This window comes from Acinetobacter sp. NIPH 542, assembly GCF_000369825.1.
GTDB lineage: Bacteria > Pseudomonadota > Gammaproteobacteria > Pseudomonadales > Moraxellaceae > Acinetobacter > Acinetobacter oleivorans.
In genome coordinates this window covers 1-21,060 of record NZ_KB850207.1, presented here as the reverse complement: position 1 = coordinate 21,060, position 21,060 = coordinate 1, and the positions used below count along the sequence as shown (strand labels likewise).

Sequence of the window (21,060 nt, the reverse complement as noted above, 5' to 3'; positions counted from 1 at the left end):
TTTATTCAGCAAAAGTTCAACGATTAAGAAGCTGATTCAGTCTTATTTATACGACTTTTTTCAACACTCTTATTAATAAACGACTGCTGTAAAATAGTAATACTGTTGTTCACAATCCAGTACAGCACGAGACCTGCTGGGAAGAACAACATAAATACCGTGAACATAATCGGCATAATGCGGAACACTTTTGCCTGCATAGGATCAGCGGGTTGTGGGTTCAACATTTGCTGCGCAAACATGGTAGCACCCATGATCAACGGCAAGATGAACCAAGGATCCATTGCTGACAAGTCTTGAATCCAGCCTAACCACGGTGCGTGACGTAATTCCACACTTTCCATGAGTACCCAGTACAAAGCAAGGAAAATTGGCATTTGTAGCAACAATGGTAAACAACCTGAAAGTGGATTCACTTGTTCACGTTTGTATAAAGCCATCATTTCTTGCGAGAAGCGCATACGGTCTTCACCGAACTCTTCTTTCATGCGTTGCATTTCTGGTGCAATCACACGCATTTTCGCCATAGAACGATAACTTTTTGAAGATAAAGGCCATAAAATCATCTTCACCATCACGGTAAGTAAGATGATTGACCATCCCCAGTTGCCCACAATGCTATGGAAGAATTGAAGACCTAAGAACAATAACTTGGCAATCGGCCATAACCAGCCATAATCAACAGTCTGATTTAAGCCAACCGCTAAATCTTTTAATTCAGATTGTACTTTCGGACCTGAATAAAGTTTTGCGTCCACTTCCATTGAAGTGCCTGCTGGAACATTAATCACTGGTGAGGTAAAACCAATGATATTCATATGATCAGCAGATTGACGAGATTCAAGTTTAGCTACATAAGGCTGACCATTCGCTTGAGTCAGTTTAAGATTCCCAGGAATCCAAGCACTTACAAAATAATGCTGAACAATCGCAACCCATCCACCTTTCGCTTCAGTATTTACTTTTTCTTCTGAGAAATTAGCAAACTTAAGCTTGTTGTAGTGTGAATCAGGTGTTCCCCAAGCTCCACCTAAGAAAGTTCCTAGAGTGAAAATACCTTGAGAAGATTTACCAGGATCATCAGAGTTATCACGCTTTAATTGTCCAAACATCTGACCTTGCCAGCTTTGTTGGCTACGGTTAATCACTTGATGTCTTACAACAATTGGATATTGCCCTTGAGTAAAGGTGAAAGTTTTAATAATTTCAACGCCTTCAGGTGTTTTAAATACCATCGGAACGTTTAAAACTTTTTCAGATTGACCCTTTTGATCCTGTACACCCTTAGCATCAGCCAAAGTATATGATGTTTTTTCAACCGCATATAATGGACGACCACCACGACTGCTATCTGGTCCATTCAAACCAATTAAGCCAGATTGAGCAACATATGTACGCTTGGCATCATTTTCAAGCATAACAAATGGCTGATCGCTGTCTTTGCTTTTGTCGTGTGAGAGTAATTCAATACGAACAATATCACCACCTTTTGGATTGATCCAAATATGGTAAAGGTCAGTTTGTACTGAAATAAGCTGTTGATTCACAGGTGCAGTTGCATCTGTGGTTTGTGACTGCGCAATATTTGCTTGTGGCACATCGGAAGCCACTGTTGCATTTTTAGCATTTGGCAAATCAGCAGATACTTCATGTGAACTTACAGCCGCCGCTTGTTTTTGCGGTGCAGTTGCAGCATTTCCATAATCTTTTTGCCAAGCCAAAATGAGCAAATATGCGGTGACAAACATGGCCCCGAGAATTGCAAACCTGGCCCATTGTTGCATATCTATTACCCCAAATGGTTAGAGAGATTTTGCTTCAGTAAACGATCACGAAAGGGTACAGCAACATGATGCGTTTGAGAATCTATTTGATGAAACGAAATAAAACGAATTGCTTTTGGCGGTACCGGATCATATCCAGATCCGCCCCAGGGATGACAACGACAAATTCGTTTAGAAGATAACCAAACGCCTTTGATTGCACCATGAGTTTGCAATGCTTCTATCGCATATTGGGAACAGGTCGGGATATAACGACAACGGGGTCCAAGAAGCGGACTAATCGCAATTTGATACAGTCGAATCAACCAACGTAGAAAACGAACCATTGGCTATCTCTTAATTCTGCGAGGTTGTGCCAACTTTAGAATGTTTTTTTGCTAAGCGTTGTAATTTTTGCCAAGCAAAATCTAATTGTTGATATAGCTCAGCATTCGTAATCGCTTCTATACCGACTTTCGGCATTACCACAATATCTATATCTGATCCAAAATTCGGCTGATGTAGACGAAAGCTCTCACGAGCAAGACGTTTTATTCGATTTCTTTCATGCGCACGGCGCACTTTTTTCTTAGCAACAACAATACCCAAACGGCTATGAGGCTGTTCGGTTAATTTTGCAAGAAATAAAAAATGGGGTTGATGCACTTTAAAAAGCGCACCATCGAATACACTTTTATAATCTGCAGCACAGCGTATTCGCACATCTGTGCTAAAATTGTAAAGTGTCATCACACCCAAGTCTGGTCAGCGTAACAGTATTAAACAGTTAAGCTATGACGACCTTTTGCACGACGACGAGCTAATACTTGACGACCAGCTTTAGTTGCCATACGAGCACGGAAACCATGAACGCGTTTACGCTTTAATTCAGATGGCTGGAAAGTACGTTTCATATCGAAACTCCCAAAAATGATCTTTCTATAAAGGTCCGCGATTTTATTGTGCAATGTTTACGCTGTCAATGAAAAACCAAGAAAGTTTTGTATTTAACCCAAATTTTTAATCTCTCTACTTCTTTTTATGATTGTCATAATTCAGTGCAATATATAGCTTTTAAAGTTATACACAAAGTAATTGTCTATTTTTATTAGAACTTTTATTATATACACACCTTATATACATATTTATCAACAAAACAAGATATCATCTTGGCTTTGATTTGCTGCATTTGAATTTAAATTCATATTTTGTAGTTATCCACAAAAGATCACACCCCTATTAAATAAATTCAAATTTTAAAATTTATATTTATTCTTATTAGGAGCGGTTTTTTCTGTGGATTTCGCACTTTTAAATTTAAAAAACATATAATTGGGTTGTTGATAACTCTGTTTTTATTATATTTATGGATTGTGGATAAGTTTGTGTGATAATTTATCCACAGGTTGTGCGAAAAGTTATACACAAGTGGTTTTGAATTTAAATTTATTCACAAGAGTTTTCTTTTTAGACAAAATCACTCGAATTCGTCATGACAGATGTGGATAACTTGGTTAGAATGGCGACCCCTTCTCATATGGAAGGGTGAATCTTTAGATTGTTTGAATTTAAAAACGCAAAAATAGGGGATACACATGCTTTGGACAGACTGCTTAACTCGCTTGCGACAAGAGCTCTCTGATAACGTCTTTGCGATGTGGATTCGCCCATTAGTTGCTGAAGAAGTAGAAGGGATACTACGTCTCTATGCTCCTAACCCTTATTGGACGCGTTACATTCAAGAGAATCATTTAGAATTAATTTCTATATTGGCTGAGCAGTTGTCAGAAGGGCGTGTCCGTCAGGTTGAGATTTTAGTTGATTCTCGTCCTGGTAGTATTTTGTCATCGAGCGAACAACCAGCCACCACTACAGCTGCTTTGCAAACTGCGCCACCACAAAGTATTAAAGTAAAAAAAGAGCCTGAGTCTGTTTCTAGCCCACATGCGAATAGTGTGGTTAATCCGAAAACATCGAAAAAGAAACTACTGAATCCTCAGTTTACTTTTTCTTTATTTGTTGAAGGCCGTTCGAACCAGATGGCTGCTGAAACATGTAGAAAAGTATTAACTCAATTAGGTGCTTCCCAGCATAACCCTTTGTTTTTATACGGTCCTACAGGATTAGGTAAGACACACTTAATGCAAGCAGTTGGTAATGCTTTATTACAAGCCAAACCAAATGCTCGTGTGATGTATATGACTTCTGAGAGTTTTGTTCAGGATTTTGTGAGTTCTTTACAAAAAGGCAAAGTAGAAGAATTTAAGAAGAACTGCCGTTCTTTGGATTTATTGTTGGTCGATGATATTCATCTCTTAGCAGGTAAAGAGGCGAGTCTAGTTGAGTTCTTCTATACATTTAATGCCTTACTTGATGAATCTAAACAAATTATTTTAACTTCAGACCGTTATCCAAAAGAGTTAACAGAGTTAGATCCGCGTTTAGTTTCTCGTTTTTCTTGGGGGCTTTCAGTAGGCGTTGAACCACCAGATATTGAAACTCGTATCGAAATTTTATTAAAGAAAGCGGAAAATAGCGGCGTTGATTTACCTCGAAATTGTGCACTATTTATTGCACAACAAGTGGTTGCTAACGTACGTGAACTAGAAGGGGCACTTAATAAAGTCGTTGCAATTTCTCGTTTTAAAGGTGCGCCAATCGATCTTGATGTTGTGCGTGAGTCTTTAAAAGATGTATTGGCTATCCGTGCACGAACAATTAGTGTAGAAAATATTCAGCGCGTGGTGAGTGAGTATTTCCGTATCCCATTAAAAGAATTAGTAGGACCCAAACGTACGCGAATTTATGCTCGACCACGTCAGTTAGCAATGGGACTTGCTCGTGAATTGACCGGTGATAGTTTTCCTGAAATTGGAATGGCTTTTGGTGGACGCGACCACAGTACTGTGATGCATGCTTGTGAAAAAGTAACCAGTCTGCGCGGAGAAGATCCAATTTTTGACGAAGATTATAAAAATCTACTGCGTCTACTTCAGAGTTAATGAAATAATAAGACATTGTTGCAAAGTCTACGTAAGTGCAGCATAGTACACAGCTAAAAAATGAAATATTTGCTCCAAGTTGCTAGAGGAATGAATCGTGCGTTTGAAAATCGCTAAAGAAAGTTTACTCAATGTTTTATCGCATGTTGTCGGTGCGGTAGAACGTCGTCATACATTGAATATTCTTTCAAACGTCAAAATTCAGACTAATGCTCAGGCGCTCACCATTACTGGTTCCGATTTAGAGGTCGAACTGGTTGCGAGCACTGTTTTAACAGAAGGGGCATGCCTTGAAGCAGGGGAAACCACAGTCCCTGCGCGTAAATTAATGGAAATTTGTAAATCATTGCCTACAGCTGCATTAATTGATTTACAAATTACTGAAGATCAAAGATGTATCTTAAAATCTGGTAATAGCCGTTTCGTATTAGGAACTTTACCAGCAGAAGATTATCCATTATTGACGACTGAAAATAGTCAAGGTACTCAAGTACAGGTAACTCAACGTGAGTTAAAGCGTTTATTTGAAAAAACTGCTTTTGCAATGGCTGTACAAGATGTACGTTTCTATTTAACAGGTACTTTATTGGAAATTGATGAAAATCAATTACGTGCAGTAACAACAGATGGACACCGTTTAGCACTTTGTGAAATTACGGCTTCTTCTACATCATCTCAATTGGTTCAGGCCATTGTACCTCGTAAAGCTGTTGGTGAATTACAGCGCTTATTGAGTATTGAAGATGAACAATTAACATTGTTGATTGGTCGTGAGTTGTTAAATGTAACCATCAATACGCCAAGTCGTGACAAAGAGCAGGGTGATATTACTGTTCGTTTTACAACAAAATTAATTGATGGAAAATTCCCTGATTATCGTCGTGTAATTCCACGTGGTGGCGATAAACATGTATTAATTAGCCATGATGTATTTAAGCAATCATTACAACGTGTTGCAATTTTGAGTAATGAGAAATTGCGTGGTGTTTTCTTGAATTTTAATCAAGATTCTTTACAGCTTCGTGCGAATAACCCTGAGCAAGATGAGGCTATTGAAGATTTAGCTATCCAATATCAAAACGTACCGCTTGAAATGTCATTTAATGCGCAATATTTACTTGAAGTATTGGGTGTACTTGATGGCGATGACGTAAACATGAGTATGAGTGAAGCGAATCAGTCTGTTTTAGTTCAAGACCCAGCCCATACTGATCAAACTTATGTAGTTATGCCGATGCGTGTATAGTCTGGCTATCTAATATGCATCTTACGCGCTTAAACATTGAACGTGTGCGTAATTTAAAAACGGTTGCACTCCAAGGGTTGCAACCGTTTAATATATTTTATGGCGCTAATGGTTCAGGGAAAACTTCAATTCTGGAAGCAATTCATTTGCTTGCAACTGGACGATCATTTCGTACTCATATTCCTAAAAATTATATTCAGTATGCTGCCGAAGATGCGATTGTCTTTGCACAGTCTAGTACTGAAAAAATTGGCATGCAAAAGTTAGCATCTGGTGAGCAGTTGATGAAGGTCAATGGCGATACCGTAGCTACTCAAGGACAACTTGCTAAATTACTTCCTTTGCAGCATCTTGATCCACAAAGTACCGATATTATTGACCATGGTGCAAAACCACGACGCCAACTTTTAGATTGGCTGATGTTCCACGTGGAACCTGAATTTTATTTTGCATGGCAATATTATTCGCGTGCATTAAAACAGCGAAATACGTTACTTAAAACCCGAAGAAATTTGTCGTTGGCTGATTTAGAGCCTTGGAACAAAATGCTGAGTGATTATGGTGAAATTTTGCACTCTCAGCGCTTGGGTATTGTGGAACAATGGAATGTGTTTTTTCAAAACGATTTGAGCCAATTACTCCCTGATCTTGAAATTGAACTGGAATACAGTCCAGGTTTTCATACAGAGCAGGGACTCATGCAAGACCTGCTAAATCAACACCAAAAAGATATTGAAAGACGGTATACCGAATATGGTCCGCATCGTGCAGATTTGCGCTTAAAAACCCCGTTTGGACATGCTGATGTGGTTTTATCAAGAGGTCAGAAAAAACTGCTGATTATTGCTTTAAAACTGTCACAAATTGCAATGTTACATGCGAGTAATAAGGAAACTGTGGTATTATTAGATGATCTGACAGCAGAATTAGACTTAACCGCACAACAACGTTTAATTGAACGATTAAGCCAACTTGGTAGCCAGGTTTTTATGACAACTTTAGATCATGCATCGGTAAAAAAACACTTACATGATCTGTCTATTTCATATCAATTATTCAATGTTGAGTCCGGTCAAGTTAGTCTTGCTTCACCATAATTTTTTGATGTTAACCATCTTTGAATAAACCTATATTTGCTAGGGAGAAACCATGAGTTCAGAGTCTCAATCAGCCTCTCAAACAGAACAAACCAATGAAAAGGCTTATGATTCCTCTAGTATTAAAGTATTACGTGGATTAGATGCAGTTCGTAAACGTCCGGGTATGTATATTGGGGATACAGACGACGGTACCGGTTTACACCATATGGTATTCGAGGTAGTCGATAACGCAATCGATGAAGCTTTAGCTGGGCATTGTGATGAAATTATTGTCACTATTCATGAAGATGAGTCAGTAAGCGTTTCTGATAATGGCCGTGGTATTCCAACCGATATTCACCCCGAAGAAGGTGTTTCTGCAGCGGAAGTAATTCTTACCATTCTGCACGCAGGTGGTAAGTTTGATGACAACAGCTATAAAGTTTCAGGTGGTTTGCACGGCGTAGGTGTTTCTGTAGTAAACGCACTTTCACGCAAATTACATTTAATGATTTCTCGTGCTGGTCAAGTGCATGAGCAAGAATATCAACACGGCGATCCGCAATATCCATTACGTGTGATTGGTGAAACAGATAAAAGCGGTACAACAGTACGTTTTTGGCCAAGTGCAGAAACTTTTAGTCAAACTATCTTTAACGTAGAAATTCTAGCGCGTCGTTTACGTGAGCTTTCATTCTTAAACGCGGGCGTGCGTATTGTTTTACGTGATGAACGAATTAACCTTGAACATGTGTATGACTACGAAGGTGGCTTATCTGAGTTCGTAAAATACATTAACGAAGGTAAAACTCATCTGAATGAGATTTTCCATTTCACTGCGGATACAGATAACGGCATTGTTGTAGAAGTAGCCTTACAGTGGAACGAAAGTTATCAAGAAAACGTTCGTTGTTTTACCAATAACATTCCTCAAAAAGATGGTGGTACGCATTTAGCAGGTTTTCGTGCAGCGTTGACACGTGGTCTTAACCAATATCTTGAAAATGAAAATATTATCAAGAAAGAAAAAGTCAATGTAACCGGTGACGATGCGCGTGAAGGTTTAACTGCTATTATTTCGGTAAAAGTACCTGATCCGAAGTTCTCATCTCAAACCAAAGAAAAACTGGTATCGAGTGAAGTAAAACCAGCAGTTGAGCAAGCAATGAACAAAGAGTTCTCTGCTTACTTACTTGAAAACCCGCAAGCTGCAAAATCGATTGCAGGCAAAATTATTGATGCTGCACGTGCACGTGATGCTGCACGTAAAGCACGTGAAATGACGCGTCGTAAGAGCGCGCTTGATATCGCAGGTTTACCAGGTAAATTGGCAGATTGTCAGGAAAAAGATCCAGCACTTTCTGAACTATATCTTGTCGAGGGTGACTCTGCAGGTGGTAGTGCCAAGCAAGGCCGTAACCGTAAAATGCAGGCTATTTTGCCGTTGAAAGGTAAAATCCTGAACGTTGAACGTGCGCGCTTTGACAAAATGATTTCTAGTCAGGAAGTTGGTACTTTAATTACTGCACTTGGCTGTGGTATTGGTCGTGAAGAATATAATCCCGATAAGCTACGCTATCATAAAATCATTATCATGACCGATGCCGACGTTGATGGTTCGCACATTCGTACCTTGTTATTAACGTTCTTCTTCCGTCAAATGCCAGAATTGGTTGAGCGTGGGCATATTTATATTGCACAGCCACCTTTGTATAAATTGAAAAAAGGTAAGCAGGAACAATACATCAAAGATAATGATGCGTTGGAAACTTATTTAATTTCAAATGCGATTGATGAGCTGTCTTTGCATACTAATGCTGAAGCACCTGCTATTACGGGTGAAGCACTTGCAAAAGTCATTCAAGACTATCAAGTTTCACAAAAGAGCTTGCAGCGCTTAACTTTACGTTATCCAGCTAGCTTATTGGATGCTTTACTTGAAGTAGAAGCATTCAAGAGCGATCAAAATCATGATCAGGCTTATGTACAACAATGGGCTGATCAAGTAAAAGCTATCATTACAAGATTACAGCCAAGTTTACGCCCAGAAATTACACTAGAGTCATTTGAGCGTGAAAATGCTCAAGGTGAAAAATCTGCGCATTATTGGCCGCGTATTACAGTATATGTTCATAACTTGCCACATGCATATTTGCTTGATGCAGCTTTATTGAATTCAGCTGAGTATGCACGTTTGTTGAAAAACTCGAAGAGTTGGTTCAGTTTGCTTGAAGATGGTGCTTATTTACAAAAAGGTGATCGCCGTATTCAAGTGGCTAACTTCCATCAAGTTTGGCAGCATATTTTGCAAGATTCGCGCCGTGGTATGATGATTCAGCGCTATAAAGGTCTTGGCGAGATGAACGCTGAACAGCTTTGGGAAACGACAATGGACCCTGAAAACCGTAATATGTTGCAGGTAACTATTGACGATGCGATTGAAGCAGATCGTATGTTCTCTTGCTTGATGGGTGATGATGTGGAACCACGTCGTGCATTCATTGAAGAAAATGCTTTAAATGCGGATATTGATGCTTAATTGATAACACGATTCTAAATCAGTCTAGGGAGAGAAGATGATGGGTCAGAAAGTATTAGCTAGTTTGTTAATCTCATGTGCGTTTCTAGGAAGCTCTGCTGTTTGGGCAGCTGATTTAGAAACAAATATGAAAACTTTAGCTAAGAGCACTAAAGCATTTGCTGAAGCGAAAGATGCTGCTAATGCGAAACAACAACTTGTTGTAATGCGTGAAGCAGCAGTTTCTTCTAAGCAATATTTGCCGCATAAACTCGAAGGTTTACCTTCAGGAAATGTACAGGTAAAAGAGTACCAAGCTGGTTTAGATCAGCTTGTTACTGAGATTGATAAAGTAACTGCATTAGTTGAGCAAGGACAATTAGACCAAGCAAAAACTGAAGCAATCAATTTAGTCAAAATTCGAAATGAAAATCATAAAAAATTTAGATAATTGATTTTTTATGGGAAAGGGCTAATCATCATTAGCCCTTTTTTTGTATCCAGAAAAGCATTTTGTTTAACACCTAAACTATTGAAAGTTATATTCTCTAGGCGGTACTTACTAATAACAATAGGCAATATAATTATGAAAAAGATTTATAAACTCATATTGTGTAGCATTGTTTTTGTCACTAGTGTGTTTCAATTGCATGCTGCTACAGTCCCGACCTTTTATGGCAAATTAGTATTTCATCGTTATAGTGATTATGACGCATGGGACAGTAAGCTTTATCTTTATAACTTCACAACGCAGCAGACTACATTGCTGGGTACAAACTGGAAAATCGACCATATGATGAATGGCCATTTTTCCCCAGATGGTAAATGGTTAACTTTTATGGGGGTTAACTCTGGGCAGCATTATGGCGATGCATGGGATGTGTATGCTTGGAAAGTGGGTAGTAGTGAGTTACCCATTAATTTAACTCAGGGAAATAATAAACGCGATGAAGATCCAAAATTCATAGATAACCAGCGTATTATTTTTAAACAAAATGGCGATTTAAAAATCGTTAAAATGACGGATCGTACGATTACTTCTGTCACTCAAAATGGTTGGGACATAGAAGAGTCGATGCCTTATCCGATGGTAAATACTACCCAAATCTTGTATGCGAAAGGTGCTGGAAATAATTCTAGAGTTTTCAGTATTGATCAGTCGGGTGCCTATGATACACAACTGACCAATATTGCCTCATATTATCCAGTATGGTGGCAAGGCAGTCAGTTTTTATATGTGCGCTGGTATAGCTCAACAAATGCCCATGATCAGATTTATGCTTATGATATGGCTAATAAACAAACCACACGTTTGCCATTCAACAGCATTAATTATGATACTTCAGATCCAGCGCCTTTAGATCAGCGTTACATGGTGGTGTCTCTTGCCGGACAAACAGGCAGTCGAGGCGGTTATGATCTATATATCGCAGATAGCCAATCAAGCAATGTTTGGCCTTTACCTGTAAATAGCAATTTAAATGAATTAGGGGCTTTTTATACCCCTTATTAATTAATAAAAAAGCCGATTAAGAAATCGGCTTTTTTATTTTAGAAAACAGATTAATCAAAAGAAGCTTCCATTTCTTCTAACTCCATCATGAGTTCTAAAAGCTGCTCTTCGTGTTGCTCAAGTTTAGCCTTCAGCTCAGTCTGTTCATTCATAAGTTTGAGTAAATCGTCTTTACGTGCAGCCTCATATAGAGATGTGTCTGCTAGAGATTCTTCAATTTTGGCAAGCTGCGGTTGAAGCTTCTCAATTTGAGACTCAACTTTTTCAATGTTTTTACGAATAGGTCGAGTCTGTTCACGACGGCGAGCTGCTTCTTTACGCTGAGCTTCTTTATCAACTTTAGCTGGGACAGCAGTAGTGGTAGAGGACGAATTATTCTGTGCTACAGCAGTTTGAGCATTGATGAGTTGCTGTCGTGCTTCACGTAGCCATTTTGCATAATCCTGTAAATCACCTTCGAATTCGGTACATTTACCGCCGTGTACCAAAAGAAGCTCGTCACAAACACTTGCAATGAGTTGACGTTCGTGGGAAACCAGTACAACAGCACCCTCAAAGTCTTGTAATGCCATGCTCAGTGAATGACGCATATCTAGATCTAAATGGTTCGTCGGTTCATCGAGAATTAAAACGTTTGGACGCTGCCATACAATGAGTGCGAGGGCTAAACGAGCGCGCTCTCCACCAGAAAAGGTTTCACATGGCGTATCCATGCGTTCACCACTAAAGCCAAAACTACCTAAGAAAGAACGTAGGGTGGCTTCACTAATTTTTTTATCTGCTATACGAGCAAGCTGTAACATTGGAGTAGCATGGCCATCTAATGCATCCATTTGGTGCTGCGCAAAGTAACCAATGTTAAGCAGTTCGGAAGCTTTACGTTCACCCGCTAAGAGAGGTAAATCACCAACCAAGCTCTTAATCAATGTTGATTTACCTGCGCCGTTCATACCAAGTAAACCAATACGTGAGGTTGGTGTAATTTGTAATCTGATTTTTTCGGCTATTTGTTTATCACCATAACCAATGCTGGCATTGTCTAAAGTTAGCAAAGGAGAACTCATTTTGGTGGGTTCACGGAAACTAAACGTAAACGGCGTATCTACATGAGCGGGTGCAAGTTGCTGCATGCGCTCAAGTTGTTTGATACGACTCTGCGCTTGACGAGCTTTCGTCGCTTTTGCTTTAAAACGGTCAATAAACTTTTGTAAGTGAGCACGTGTTTCTTCTTGTTTCTCAAAAGCTTGTTGTTGTTGGGCAAGACGTTCACTACGCGTAGTTTCAAATGTAGAGTAGTTTCCGGTGTAAAGCGTGAGTTCCTGATTTTCGATGTGAAGAATATGATCTGTAATCGCATCTAAAAAGTCGCGGTCATGCGAAATGAGGATGAGTGTACCTTCATAGGCTTTAAGCCAATCTTCTAACCACAGAATTGCATCCAAGTCTAAATGGTTGGTTGGTTCATCTAGTAATAATAAATCTGAACGACTCATAAGGGTACGCGCCAAATTTAAGCGCATACGCCATCCCCCTGAGAAACTCTCAACGTTTAAGCGCAATTGATTTTCTAGAAAACCAAGACCAGCCATGAGTTGGGCTGCTTTTGATGGTGCTGAATAACCATGAATTTCATCAAAGCGGCCATGTAATTTAGCTAATTCAAAATCAGTCAGTTGATCTGGTTGAGCAAGCTTATTTTGAATATCCCAAAATTCTTCATCACCCGAAAGAACAAAATCAATTGCAGGCATATCTAAGGCTTTTATTTCTTGAGCCATATGCGCTACAGTCCAGCCTGTAGGACGAGTAAGTGAACCTTCATCGGCACCTAAACTTCCAAGTAATGCAGCAAATAATGTTGACTTACCTGCACCATTTACACCAGTTAGACCAATCTTCCAACCTGGGTGTAATTGCATAGACGCTTTTTGAAATAGAACACGTCCACCGCGGCGTAAAGAAACTTGGTCAAATTGAATCATCTTATTGTATCGAGGTGAGTGAGGGATGCTGTATTTTAAAGAGAACTGCCGATGAAAACAAAACTTTCCGGATTTTAGTGAGTAGCTATTAATAATTACATATATCAAGACATTCTAAATTTCGCTATTCATCCGAAATTCTCAAAATATTGAACAAGATAGAACACATTTAAAAAAATATGGCTAAAATAAAAACAGTTTAAAATTTGGTTGATTAATGAGCTACTAATAAAACTAGACTAAGGAAAGTCAAATGAAAAAAAGATTGGGGATAATTGGCACAGCATTTTGCTGTGCGATGGGAACAGCACATGCGGGACAAAATGTGTGTGTGTTTGATTTATTAGGAAAGTCAGGTGAATCCTATAAACTGATGGAAGAGTGGGCGCTTGCAGCGAAAGAGTGGCAAGCAGATATCACTTTAATTCCATTTCAAGATGAAGCTTTGGTTGACCGTAGGCTGCGTGAAGGCAAATGTGATGCAGCTTATATGACTTCCATGCGGGCGAGAAATTACAATAAATTTGCAGGTTCGATTGATGCGATTGGTGGAGTAACCAGTAATGCCATTGCCCAAAAAGCAATTAGCTACGTTTTAGATAAGCGTAATAAACATCGTATGGTAACTGTACAAAATGGAGTCAATTACGAAGTCGTCGGGATTGTTCAGATTGGATTGGCTTATTTATTTGTAAGAGATAAAAACTTGAATTCAATTGAAAAAGTACGCGGTACTAAATTTGCTATTTTGCAATATGACGCAGCACAGAAGATTATGGTGGAAAGTGTAGGTGCCCAGCCTATTCCATCAGAAATTACCGATTTTGTGAAAAAGTTTAATAGTGGACAAGTCGATGCAATTGCTGCACCAGCTTATGCTTATAAACCTTTAGAGATTGGTAAAGGGGTTGCAGGGAAAGGGGCAATGTTTACTTTCCCTGTGGTTAACGTTACGGGAGATTTAGTTGCTCGAAGTGATAAGTTCCCCGCAGATTTCGGTATAAAGTCACGTGCTTGGTTTCTACAGCAATTACCTCAGAACTTTGCCATGATAAAACGGCTAGAAATGGGCGTACCATCAAAAATTAAAATGAATTTTTCAGTCGAAGACAAAATTAAATATCAAAAAATTTTACGTGATGGTCGCCTCAGCTTAACAAAACAAGGGGTATACGATGCAACAATGATGAGTGTGCTGAAGCGTGCTCGCTGTACGGTTGAAAGAACTAATTTTGAATGTACCCTTAATGGAGAATAGTTTATTTTTTAAACACAAAAACGCTACATATATTTCAAAGCTGAATATGGGTATGAAAATTGTGAATATAAAAAGTAACTTACGGAAACTTAGTGATTTTTACCACTAATAAATAATTTAAATTGAACAAACAATGGTTCAATGAGATAAAAATATTTGAGTAAAAGCTCTATTTTTTTCTAAAAAACATGATTAATATCTGTCTTTGAAAGGAAACTTCAAACAAAAAATCTGTTCCGTGGAAGGATGAAGAAAATGAAAAAAATCGTACTTGCTATGGCTGCCGCTTCTGTTGTTGGTTTTTCTGCTTCAGCGCAAGCAGCGAGTACCGTATGTGTATTCGACCTCTTAGGAAAAGCAGGCGACTCATATAAAATGATGGAAGAATGGGCTCTAGCTGCAAAAGGCTGGGGTACTGAAATTAACTTAGTTCCTCGTCAGGACGAGGCTGTTGCTGATAATGATTTTAAAGCAGGCAAATGTGATGCTGTAGCAATGACAGCAATGCGTGCACGCCAATATAACAAATTCGCAGGATCTATCGACTCACTCGGTGGTGTTCCAAATAACCAAATCGCTCAACGTGCAATTACCTATGTATTAGATGCGCGTAATGCAGCAAAAATGACCACTAATATGGGTGGTAAAAAATACGAAGTTGCTGGTATTTCTCCGCTAGGTTCAGCATTCATTTTCGTACGTGACAAAAACATCAACTCTGTTGAAAAAGCTGCGGGTAAAAAATTCGCCGTGTTAGGTTATGACGATGCACAAAAAATTATGGTGCAACGTGTAGGTGCTCAAGCGGTTCTTTCTGATATTTCAAACTTTGCCGCGAAATTTAACAATGGTCAGGTAGATATGGTAGGTGCGCCTGCTTATGCTTACAAACCATTAGAGTTAAATAAAGGTTTAGGTGCAAACGGTGTAATGTGGAATTTCCCTGTATTACACGTTACAGCAGATCTAGTATTACGTTCTGATAAATTCCCAGCTGGTTTTGGTCAAAAATCTCGTGACTGGTTCGTTAAACAGTTACCTAAGAACTTTGCAATGATCAACCGTTTAGAAGCGCAAATTCCTGGCAAATACAAAATGAACTTAAGTGCAGAAGACAAACTTAAGTATCAAAAAATGTTGCGTGATGGCCGTATGGACTTAACTAAACGCGGTGTTTACGATGCAGGAATGATGTCTGTATTGAAAAAAGCACGTTGTTCTGTAGACAAGGCTAACTTTGAATGTTCAATGCCTGGTGAATAATTCTAATTTCTCTCAAAAAGCCTAGACTTAGTTCTAGGCTTTTTGTTTTATATGTGCTGTCAATTCTGCCATTGTGGTTAATTAGAAAGACGTTAAGCTAAATTTAGATAAAAACTTCATAAGGAAACATAAAGGTATAAAAATGGATCAAGGACTTGAGTGATTAAAATAATTGCTAATAGATAGGTCAATCGCTATCTATTTTTCATGGAAATAAAATCATAAAAGCAAATAGGGTCTATACAAATATTCCATCATGATTTTTATATGAGGCCTATCCGATTCATACCTGATCGGTGTGAAATTTCTTGGTATCGAAAAACAAAAACTCCACAAGGAAAGGAAAAAGAATATGCAATTTTCCAAAATGTTATTACTTGCGATGGGACTTACTACAGTTTCTTTTGTAGCTCAGGCTAAACAAACAGTATGTGTTTTTGACTTCGTTGGTAAAAATGGCGATGTCTATGCACTAATGAAGGATTATCAACTTGCCGCTAAAAACTGGGGAGCTGATATTGAACTTAAAGTAAACCAAAATGAAGCCGTGATTGCTGAAGATTTTAAAGCAGGCAAATGTGATGGTATTAGTGTGTCAGGGATGCGTGGCCGTCAATTTAACTCATTTACTGGGTCATTAGATGCAATCGGAGCCATTCCTGACCTCAAGCTTGCTGTAAAAATAATGCAAGGTTTAGCGAGTCCAACTTTTAGTAAATATATGGTTAATGGTCGTTATGAGGTTGTCGGTGTTATTCCAGTTGGTGATGCTTACCTTCTAGTAAACGATCGCAGCATCAATACAGTAGCGAAAGCCGCAGGTAAGAAAATTGCTGTTCTTGACTATGATGAAGCACAAAAAATTATGGTTCAGCAGGTCGGGGCACAGGCGGTTAGTGCAGACGTCACAAATTTCGGTGCGAAATTTAATAACCATCAAGTTGATATTATTGGTGCGCCAGCAGCAGCATTTAAGCCTTTAGAGCTACAAAAAGGTTTAGGAACAAAAGGTGCAATCGTGAACTATCCGATCTTACAGGTCACAGGAAATATTATTATCCGTCCTGATAAGTTCCCAGCTGGTTTTGGTCAGAAATCTAGAGAATGGGTTTCAGGTCAGCTACCACGTGCCTTTACCATCTTGGGTAAAATGAAAGCTGATATTCCACAAAAATACTGGATGGATGTTCCAGCAGCCGATAAACCAGGCTACCAAAAGCTTATGCGTGAGTCTCGAATTAACCTTACACAACGTGGTGTATACGATAAACGCATGATGAAACTCCTTTGGCAATTCCGCTGTAAGCAAGATGCTAAAAACTTCGAATGTGCTTTACAGGACGAGAATTACAAATAATCTTGATAAAAATACTCAAGATTCGCTTTAAACTTCGAAGACAGACCCTATATTGATTATGCTATACTCAATATAGGGTCTTTTTTATTTTGAAAGGCACAGCAAAATCCGAGGAACAATCATCATGAATGCCCAAGCTCTAGTTTTGACAGATAATGCTGCCAATAAGGTACGCCAACTCCGTGATAGTGAAGGGAATGACGATCTCATGTTACGTGTATATGTAACAGGAGGCGGGTGTTCAGGGTTTTCGTATGGCTTCAATTTTGCTGAAAGCGTAAATGAAGATGATGCAGAATTCGTAAATGGCGATGTAAAAATGCTTGTTGACTCACTTAGCTATCAATATTTAATTGGCTCAGTGGTTGACTATGTAGAAGGTCTTGAAGGGTCACGTTTTATTATCCAAAACCCGAATGCAACAACAACATGTGGTTGTGGTTCTTCGTTCTCGATTTAAATAGAATTTTAAAATTAAAAAAACCTCTCTATTTTGAGAGGTTTTTTTATTGGTCAGATCATTATTTTTTACGGACAGATTCTAAAAAATATTGCACCAGTTCAGGTGCATTCTGATATGGAATCCAATGCGATGCATCCATAAAAACTGCGTTATAACTATTTTTAAAATACTTTGAGTTTAGCTCGGCACTTTTTTCTGTAACGGCAATATCATGTTTACCCCAAATAAAAAGAGTAGGAACATCTATTGCTTTAAAAGGATTTTGAGGCTTGTCCCAAAAAAAGCCACGATACCAATTGAATGCCGTAGTTAATCTATTTTCTTCTATAAACTCAACCTCGAATATCGCAATTTGTTGCTCGGTCATACCTGATGACTTAAGAAACTTACGGCCCAATTTAGGTATCTTTTTAAATAAAAGTTCGGGCAGAATCGGTAGCTGAAAAATTGCAAAATAATAAGATTTAAAAAGTTGTCTGCTGCTTAAACAGGCTTTTAGAAAAGCAGCTTGGTGAGGCACAGAAACTAAAGTGAGATGCTGAATATTTTGTGGATACTTCATCGCAACGCCCGAGGCAATTGCCGAGCCCCAGTCGTGCCCAATTAAATAAACTGGCTGACCAAGCTGCTCAATTAAACTTGCCACATCCTCTACAAGTTCACTCAGTGAATATTGAAATCGGCTTTGAGGCCTAGCATTTAAACTATAACCACGTTGATGAATCGCAAGCGTTCTAAATTGATGCTGATGCAATAATTCAGAGGTTTGCTCCCAACTATGAGCAGTTTCTGGAAAACCATGTAATAGAACAACGAGTGGACCATCTATAGGGCCTGAATCAATCACATCGAATGTCCAAGCCCCACGTGTGTATTGAGAAATACGTTTAGTCAGATCCATACAAACATGCCTTAAATTATTTTTGTCGGCATTTATCATGAGTTTTTATGCTCATTTAAATAACAGCATTTCGGGTCAGTAAATGTGCTATGAGGTCGAATCTAACCAATCAAATCAATAAGTAGTTTTTATACTACTGTGATTGTACCTAGAATTCTGAAATCCGAAGCACCTGTTACTGCGGGCAAATTACCACTTAAACCATTTACAAAGCGCATTGCTAACCATGCAAATGCTGTAGCCTCAACCCAAGTAGGGGAGAGCCCTAAAACATCTGTAGGTTGAACAGACCAATTGTGCTTACGAAGACGCCAGCGTAATTGTTCTAATAAATAAGAGTTATAAGCCCCACCACCACATACATATACTTCACCTGTTTCCATCTCAGAACGATAAATCGCTTTTTGAATGGCACGCACAGTAAGCTTTAATAGGGTAGCTTGGATGTTTTCAGGTGTATCTTCTAACTCATCGTAAGTTAAATCATTTCGCCAATCGATTAACTGATCATCTAACCAGTCAATATTAAAGTCTTCACGACCTGTGCTTTTAGGGGGTTCTTTAGAAAAATATTCATGGGCGTGAAGGCGGTCGAGTAAAGAGCGAATAGGATGACCATAAGCTGCCCAGTCACCATTTTCATCATATGGATGACCTGTATGGCGATGACACCACGCATCCATCAAAATATTTGCAGGTCCTGTATCAAAACCAAATACGCCGTCAGCATTATTGGCAGGCAACATACTCACATTGGCAATACCACCCAAATTCAAAATCACACGATGAATACTGGGATGTTGAAATAGTGCTTGATGGAAAGCTGGGACCAATGGTGCGCCTTGACCGCCTGCTGCCATATCTCTACGACGAAAATCTGAAACAACCGGAATCTGAGTGATTTCAGTAATGATGTTGGGATCGCCAATTTGTAGCGTAAATCCATGTTCTGGACGGTGGCGAATGGTTTGTCCATGCGACCCAATTGCTTTAATTTGACTACGATCTAACTGGTTTTTTTCAATGAGAGTATTAATGCCATGACCAATCATTTTGGCTAAAGCAACATCAGCTTTACCCATGCGGTCAATTTCATTGTCATCAGGCAAAGTTAACGCCATAAGCTCATCACGTAACTCGGGTTCAAATGGAACTGTAAGAGTGGCATGAAGCTGTAGTGGCTCAAATGAAGCCGCAACAATATCCACACCATCCATACTAGTGCCAGTCATTACGCCGATATAGATTGCGCTCATATGCAACTTCCCCTGCAAGACGCTGAAAAAATGTTAGTATATCGCACAAATTGAATAACTGATGTGTTTAGGTTTTGTGATGTCAAATTTCTTGCCCGCCGAAGAACAGCTTGCCCTCATCCAACGAGGCACGCACGAAATTATTTCAGAAGAAGATTTACTGAAAAAGCTCAAAGAGAATCGTCCTCTTAAAATTAAAGCTGGTTTCGATCCTACAGCACCAGATTTACATTTAGGACATACGGTTCTTATTAATAAATTAAAAACTTTCCAAGATTTGGGCCATGAAGTTACCTTCTTAATTGGTGACTATACAGCCATGATCGGTGACCCAACTGGTAAAAGTGCAACTCGTCCGCCGTTGTCACGTGAACAAGTAGAAGCCAACGCTAAAACTTATCAAGAACAAGTTTTCAAAATATTAGACCCGAATAAAACAAAAGTACGTTTTAACTCAGAATGGTTTAATCAAAAGTCTGCTGCTGACCTTATTCAGTTAGCAAGTCAGCAAACTGTATCTCGTATGTTAGAGCGTGATGACTTTACTAAGCGCTATAGCAACCATCAGCCAATTGCAATTCATGAGTTTTTATATCCTTTAGTTCAAGGTTATGACTCAATTGCGCTTGAAGCTGACGTTGAGTTGGGTGGTACAGACCAGACCTTTAACTTACTCATGGGTCGTACCTTACAAAGCCGTTATGGCCAAGAATCGCAAGTGTGTATCACTGTACCGATTCTAGAAGGTTTAGATGGCGTAAATAAAATGTCTAAATCTTTAGGTAACTATATTGGTGTATTTGATACACCAGGGGCAATGTACCAAAAAGTTTTATCAATGCCAGACTCTTTAATTGAACGCTATTTCGATTTATTAAGTTTTAAATCTCTAGATGAGATCAAAGCTTTATTAGAAGAAATTGCTGCTGGTCGTAATCCACAGGAAGTAAAACGTATTCTTGCACTTGAGCTAGTTGAGCGCTTCCATGATGCAGAAGCTGCCGCTAATGCACATAAAAGTGCTGGCAACCTTATTACAGAAGGTGAAGTACCAGAAGACACCCCAGAGGTGACTATTTCGCGTGGTGAGTTTGGTGGAGAAATATTTATTGCCACGATTCTACGTGTAGCTGGATTAAATCCGAATGCTGCAGCTGCAAAAGATGCAGTAGCTCGCGGTGCAGTAAAAGTTGATTGGAAGGCTGTTGACGCAGGCTTCTCTGTAAAAGAAAACGGTACTTTCATTATTCAGTCAGGTAAAAAAGCAATTGCACGTGTAACGTTCACTGACTAAGAATGTTATGTAGTGATAAAAAGCAGGAGTAATCCTGCTTTTTTTTTATTTAAGGATCAAAAAAAACAATTTAACGTTCCACGTGGAACAACCTATAGATCAGTAATAATGAAAAGTAATCAAAGCAAATAACAAGATAGAGCGAAATATAGCTTGAGAGTAGAG

The 21,060-nt window shown here is 38.9% G+C and carries 18 protein-coding genes; 11 read left to right on the top strand and 7 right to left on the bottom strand.

Annotated elements, in window-relative coordinates:
• Positions 1-23: 23 nt before the first annotated feature.
• From yidC to rpmH, 4 genes are read right to left on the bottom strand one after another with little or no spacing between them, the layout of a single operon-like run.
• Positions 24-1,784: a membrane protein insertase YidC gene (gene yidC, locus F886_RS17245; protein WP_004795565.1), complete on the bottom strand. Its 1,761-nt coding sequence runs from the start codon at positions 1,782-1,784 to the stop codon at positions 24-26.
• A 5-nt stretch (positions 1,785-1,789) separates the two neighbouring features.
• Positions 1,790-2,110 (bottom strand): membrane protein insertion efficiency factor YidD, encoded by a 321-nt coding sequence (gene yidD / locus F886_RS17240; protein ID WP_003656027.1) that lies wholly within the window; start codon positions 2,108-2,110, stop codon positions 1,790-1,792.
• Between the two features lie 10 nt (positions 2,111-2,120).
• The gene (gene rnpA / locus F886_RS17235; RefSeq protein WP_005308375.1) at positions 2,121-2,513 is read right to left on the bottom strand and encodes a ribonuclease P protein component; all 393 of its coding nucleotides are present in this window, start codon (positions 2,511-2,513) and stop codon (positions 2,121-2,123) included.
• 29 nt (positions 2,514-2,542) lie between these two features.
• Positions 2,543-2,677, bottom strand: a complete 135-nt coding sequence (gene rpmH, locus F886_RS17230) for a 50S ribosomal protein L34 (RefSeq protein WP_000831329.1) — start codon at positions 2,675-2,677, stop codon at positions 2,543-2,545.
• Between the two features lie 681 nt (positions 2,678-3,358).
• Here rpmH and dnaA point away from each other — a divergent pair.
• The 6 genes from dnaA (at position 3,359) to F886_RS17200 (ending at position 11,121) form a co-directional block, all read left to right on the top strand.
• A complete protein-coding gene (gene dnaA, locus F886_RS17225) occupies positions 3,359-4,765 on the top strand; it encodes a chromosomal replication initiator protein DnaA (RefSeq protein WP_005308372.1) in 1,407 nt (468 codons plus the stop codon).
• A gap of 97 nt (positions 4,766-4,862) precedes the next feature.
• On the top strand, positions 4,863-6,011 hold the full coding sequence (gene dnaN, locus F886_RS20630; protein ID WP_005308370.1) for a DNA polymerase III subunit beta: 1,149 nt from the start codon (positions 4,863-4,865) through the stop codon (positions 6,009-6,011).
• A gap of 14 nt (positions 6,012-6,025) precedes the next feature.
• Positions 6,026-7,108, top strand: coding sequence for a DNA replication/repair protein RecF (recF, locus tag F886_RS17215; protein WP_005308367.1), 1,083 nt, complete (start codon positions 6,026-6,028; stop codon positions 7,106-7,108).
• Between the two features lie 52 nt (positions 7,109-7,160).
• A complete protein-coding gene (gene gyrB, locus F886_RS17210; RefSeq protein WP_004795574.1) occupies positions 7,161-9,629 on the top strand; it encodes a DNA topoisomerase (ATP-hydrolyzing) subunit B in 2,469 nt (822 codons plus the stop codon).
• A gap of 37 nt (positions 9,630-9,666) precedes the next feature.
• Complete coding sequence (gene cybC / locus F886_RS17205) at positions 9,667-10,059, top strand: cytochrome b562 (protein ID WP_005308364.1); 393 nt, start codon at positions 9,667-9,669, stop codon at positions 10,057-10,059.
• A 135-nt stretch (positions 10,060-10,194) separates the two neighbouring features.
• Positions 10,195-11,121, top strand: a complete 927-nt coding sequence (locus tag F886_RS17200) for a TolB-like translocation protein (protein WP_005308361.1) — start codon at positions 10,195-10,197, stop codon at positions 11,119-11,121.
• A gap of 50 nt (positions 11,122-11,171) precedes the next feature.
• On the opposite strand, the gene F886_RS17195 is transcribed toward F886_RS17200, so the two are convergent.
• Positions 11,172-13,103 carry an ATP-binding cassette domain-containing protein gene (locus tag F886_RS17195; RefSeq protein WP_005308358.1) on the bottom strand — a complete coding sequence of 644 codons (1,932 nt, stop codon included), beginning with the start codon at positions 13,101-13,103 and terminating at the stop codon, positions 11,172-11,174.
• A 253-nt stretch (positions 13,104-13,356) separates the two neighbouring features.
• Here F886_RS17195 and F886_RS17190 point away from each other — a divergent pair, with 253 nt between their 5' ends.
• From F886_RS17190 to erpA, 4 genes are all read left to right on the top strand, one after another.
• A complete protein-coding gene (locus tag F886_RS17190) occupies positions 13,357-14,361 on the top strand; it encodes a putative solute-binding protein (protein ID WP_005308355.1) in 1,005 nt (334 codons plus the stop codon).
• 255 nt (positions 14,362-14,616) lie between these two features.
• Positions 14,617-15,624, top strand: a complete 1,008-nt coding sequence (locus F886_RS20295; RefSeq protein ID WP_003656045.1) for a putative solute-binding protein — start codon at positions 14,617-14,619, stop codon at positions 15,622-15,624.
• 352 nt (positions 15,625-15,976) lie between these two features.
• Positions 15,977-16,981, top strand: coding sequence for a putative solute-binding protein (locus tag F886_RS17180; RefSeq protein ID WP_005308352.1), 1,005 nt, complete (start codon positions 15,977-15,979; stop codon positions 16,979-16,981).
• Between the two features lie 124 nt (positions 16,982-17,105).
• Positions 17,106-17,441 (top strand): iron-sulfur cluster insertion protein ErpA, encoded by a 336-nt coding sequence (gene erpA / locus F886_RS17175; RefSeq protein WP_003656048.1) that lies wholly within the window; start codon positions 17,106-17,108, stop codon positions 17,439-17,441.
• A gap of 61 nt (positions 17,442-17,502) precedes the next feature.
• Here the strand turns inward: erpA and F886_RS17170 are convergent, their stop codons facing one another.
• Positions 17,503-18,345: an alpha/beta fold hydrolase gene (locus tag F886_RS17170; protein ID WP_005308349.1), complete on the bottom strand. Its 843-nt coding sequence runs from the start codon at positions 18,343-18,345 to the stop codon at positions 17,503-17,505.
• Positions 18,346-18,473: 128 nt separating this feature from the next.
• Positions 18,474-19,601: an anhydro-N-acetylmuramic acid kinase gene (locus F886_RS17165; protein ID WP_004795587.1), complete on the bottom strand. Its 1,128-nt coding sequence runs from the start codon at positions 19,599-19,601 to the stop codon at positions 18,474-18,476.
• Positions 19,602-19,662: 61 nt separating this feature from the next.
• Between F886_RS17165 and tyrS the strand changes: the two genes are divergently transcribed.
• On the top strand, positions 19,663-20,895 hold the full coding sequence (tyrS, locus tag F886_RS17160) for a tyrosine--tRNA ligase (RefSeq protein WP_081402302.1): 1,233 nt from the start codon (positions 19,663-19,665) through the stop codon (positions 20,893-20,895).
• The last annotated feature ends 165 nt before the right edge of the window (positions 20,896-21,060 follow it).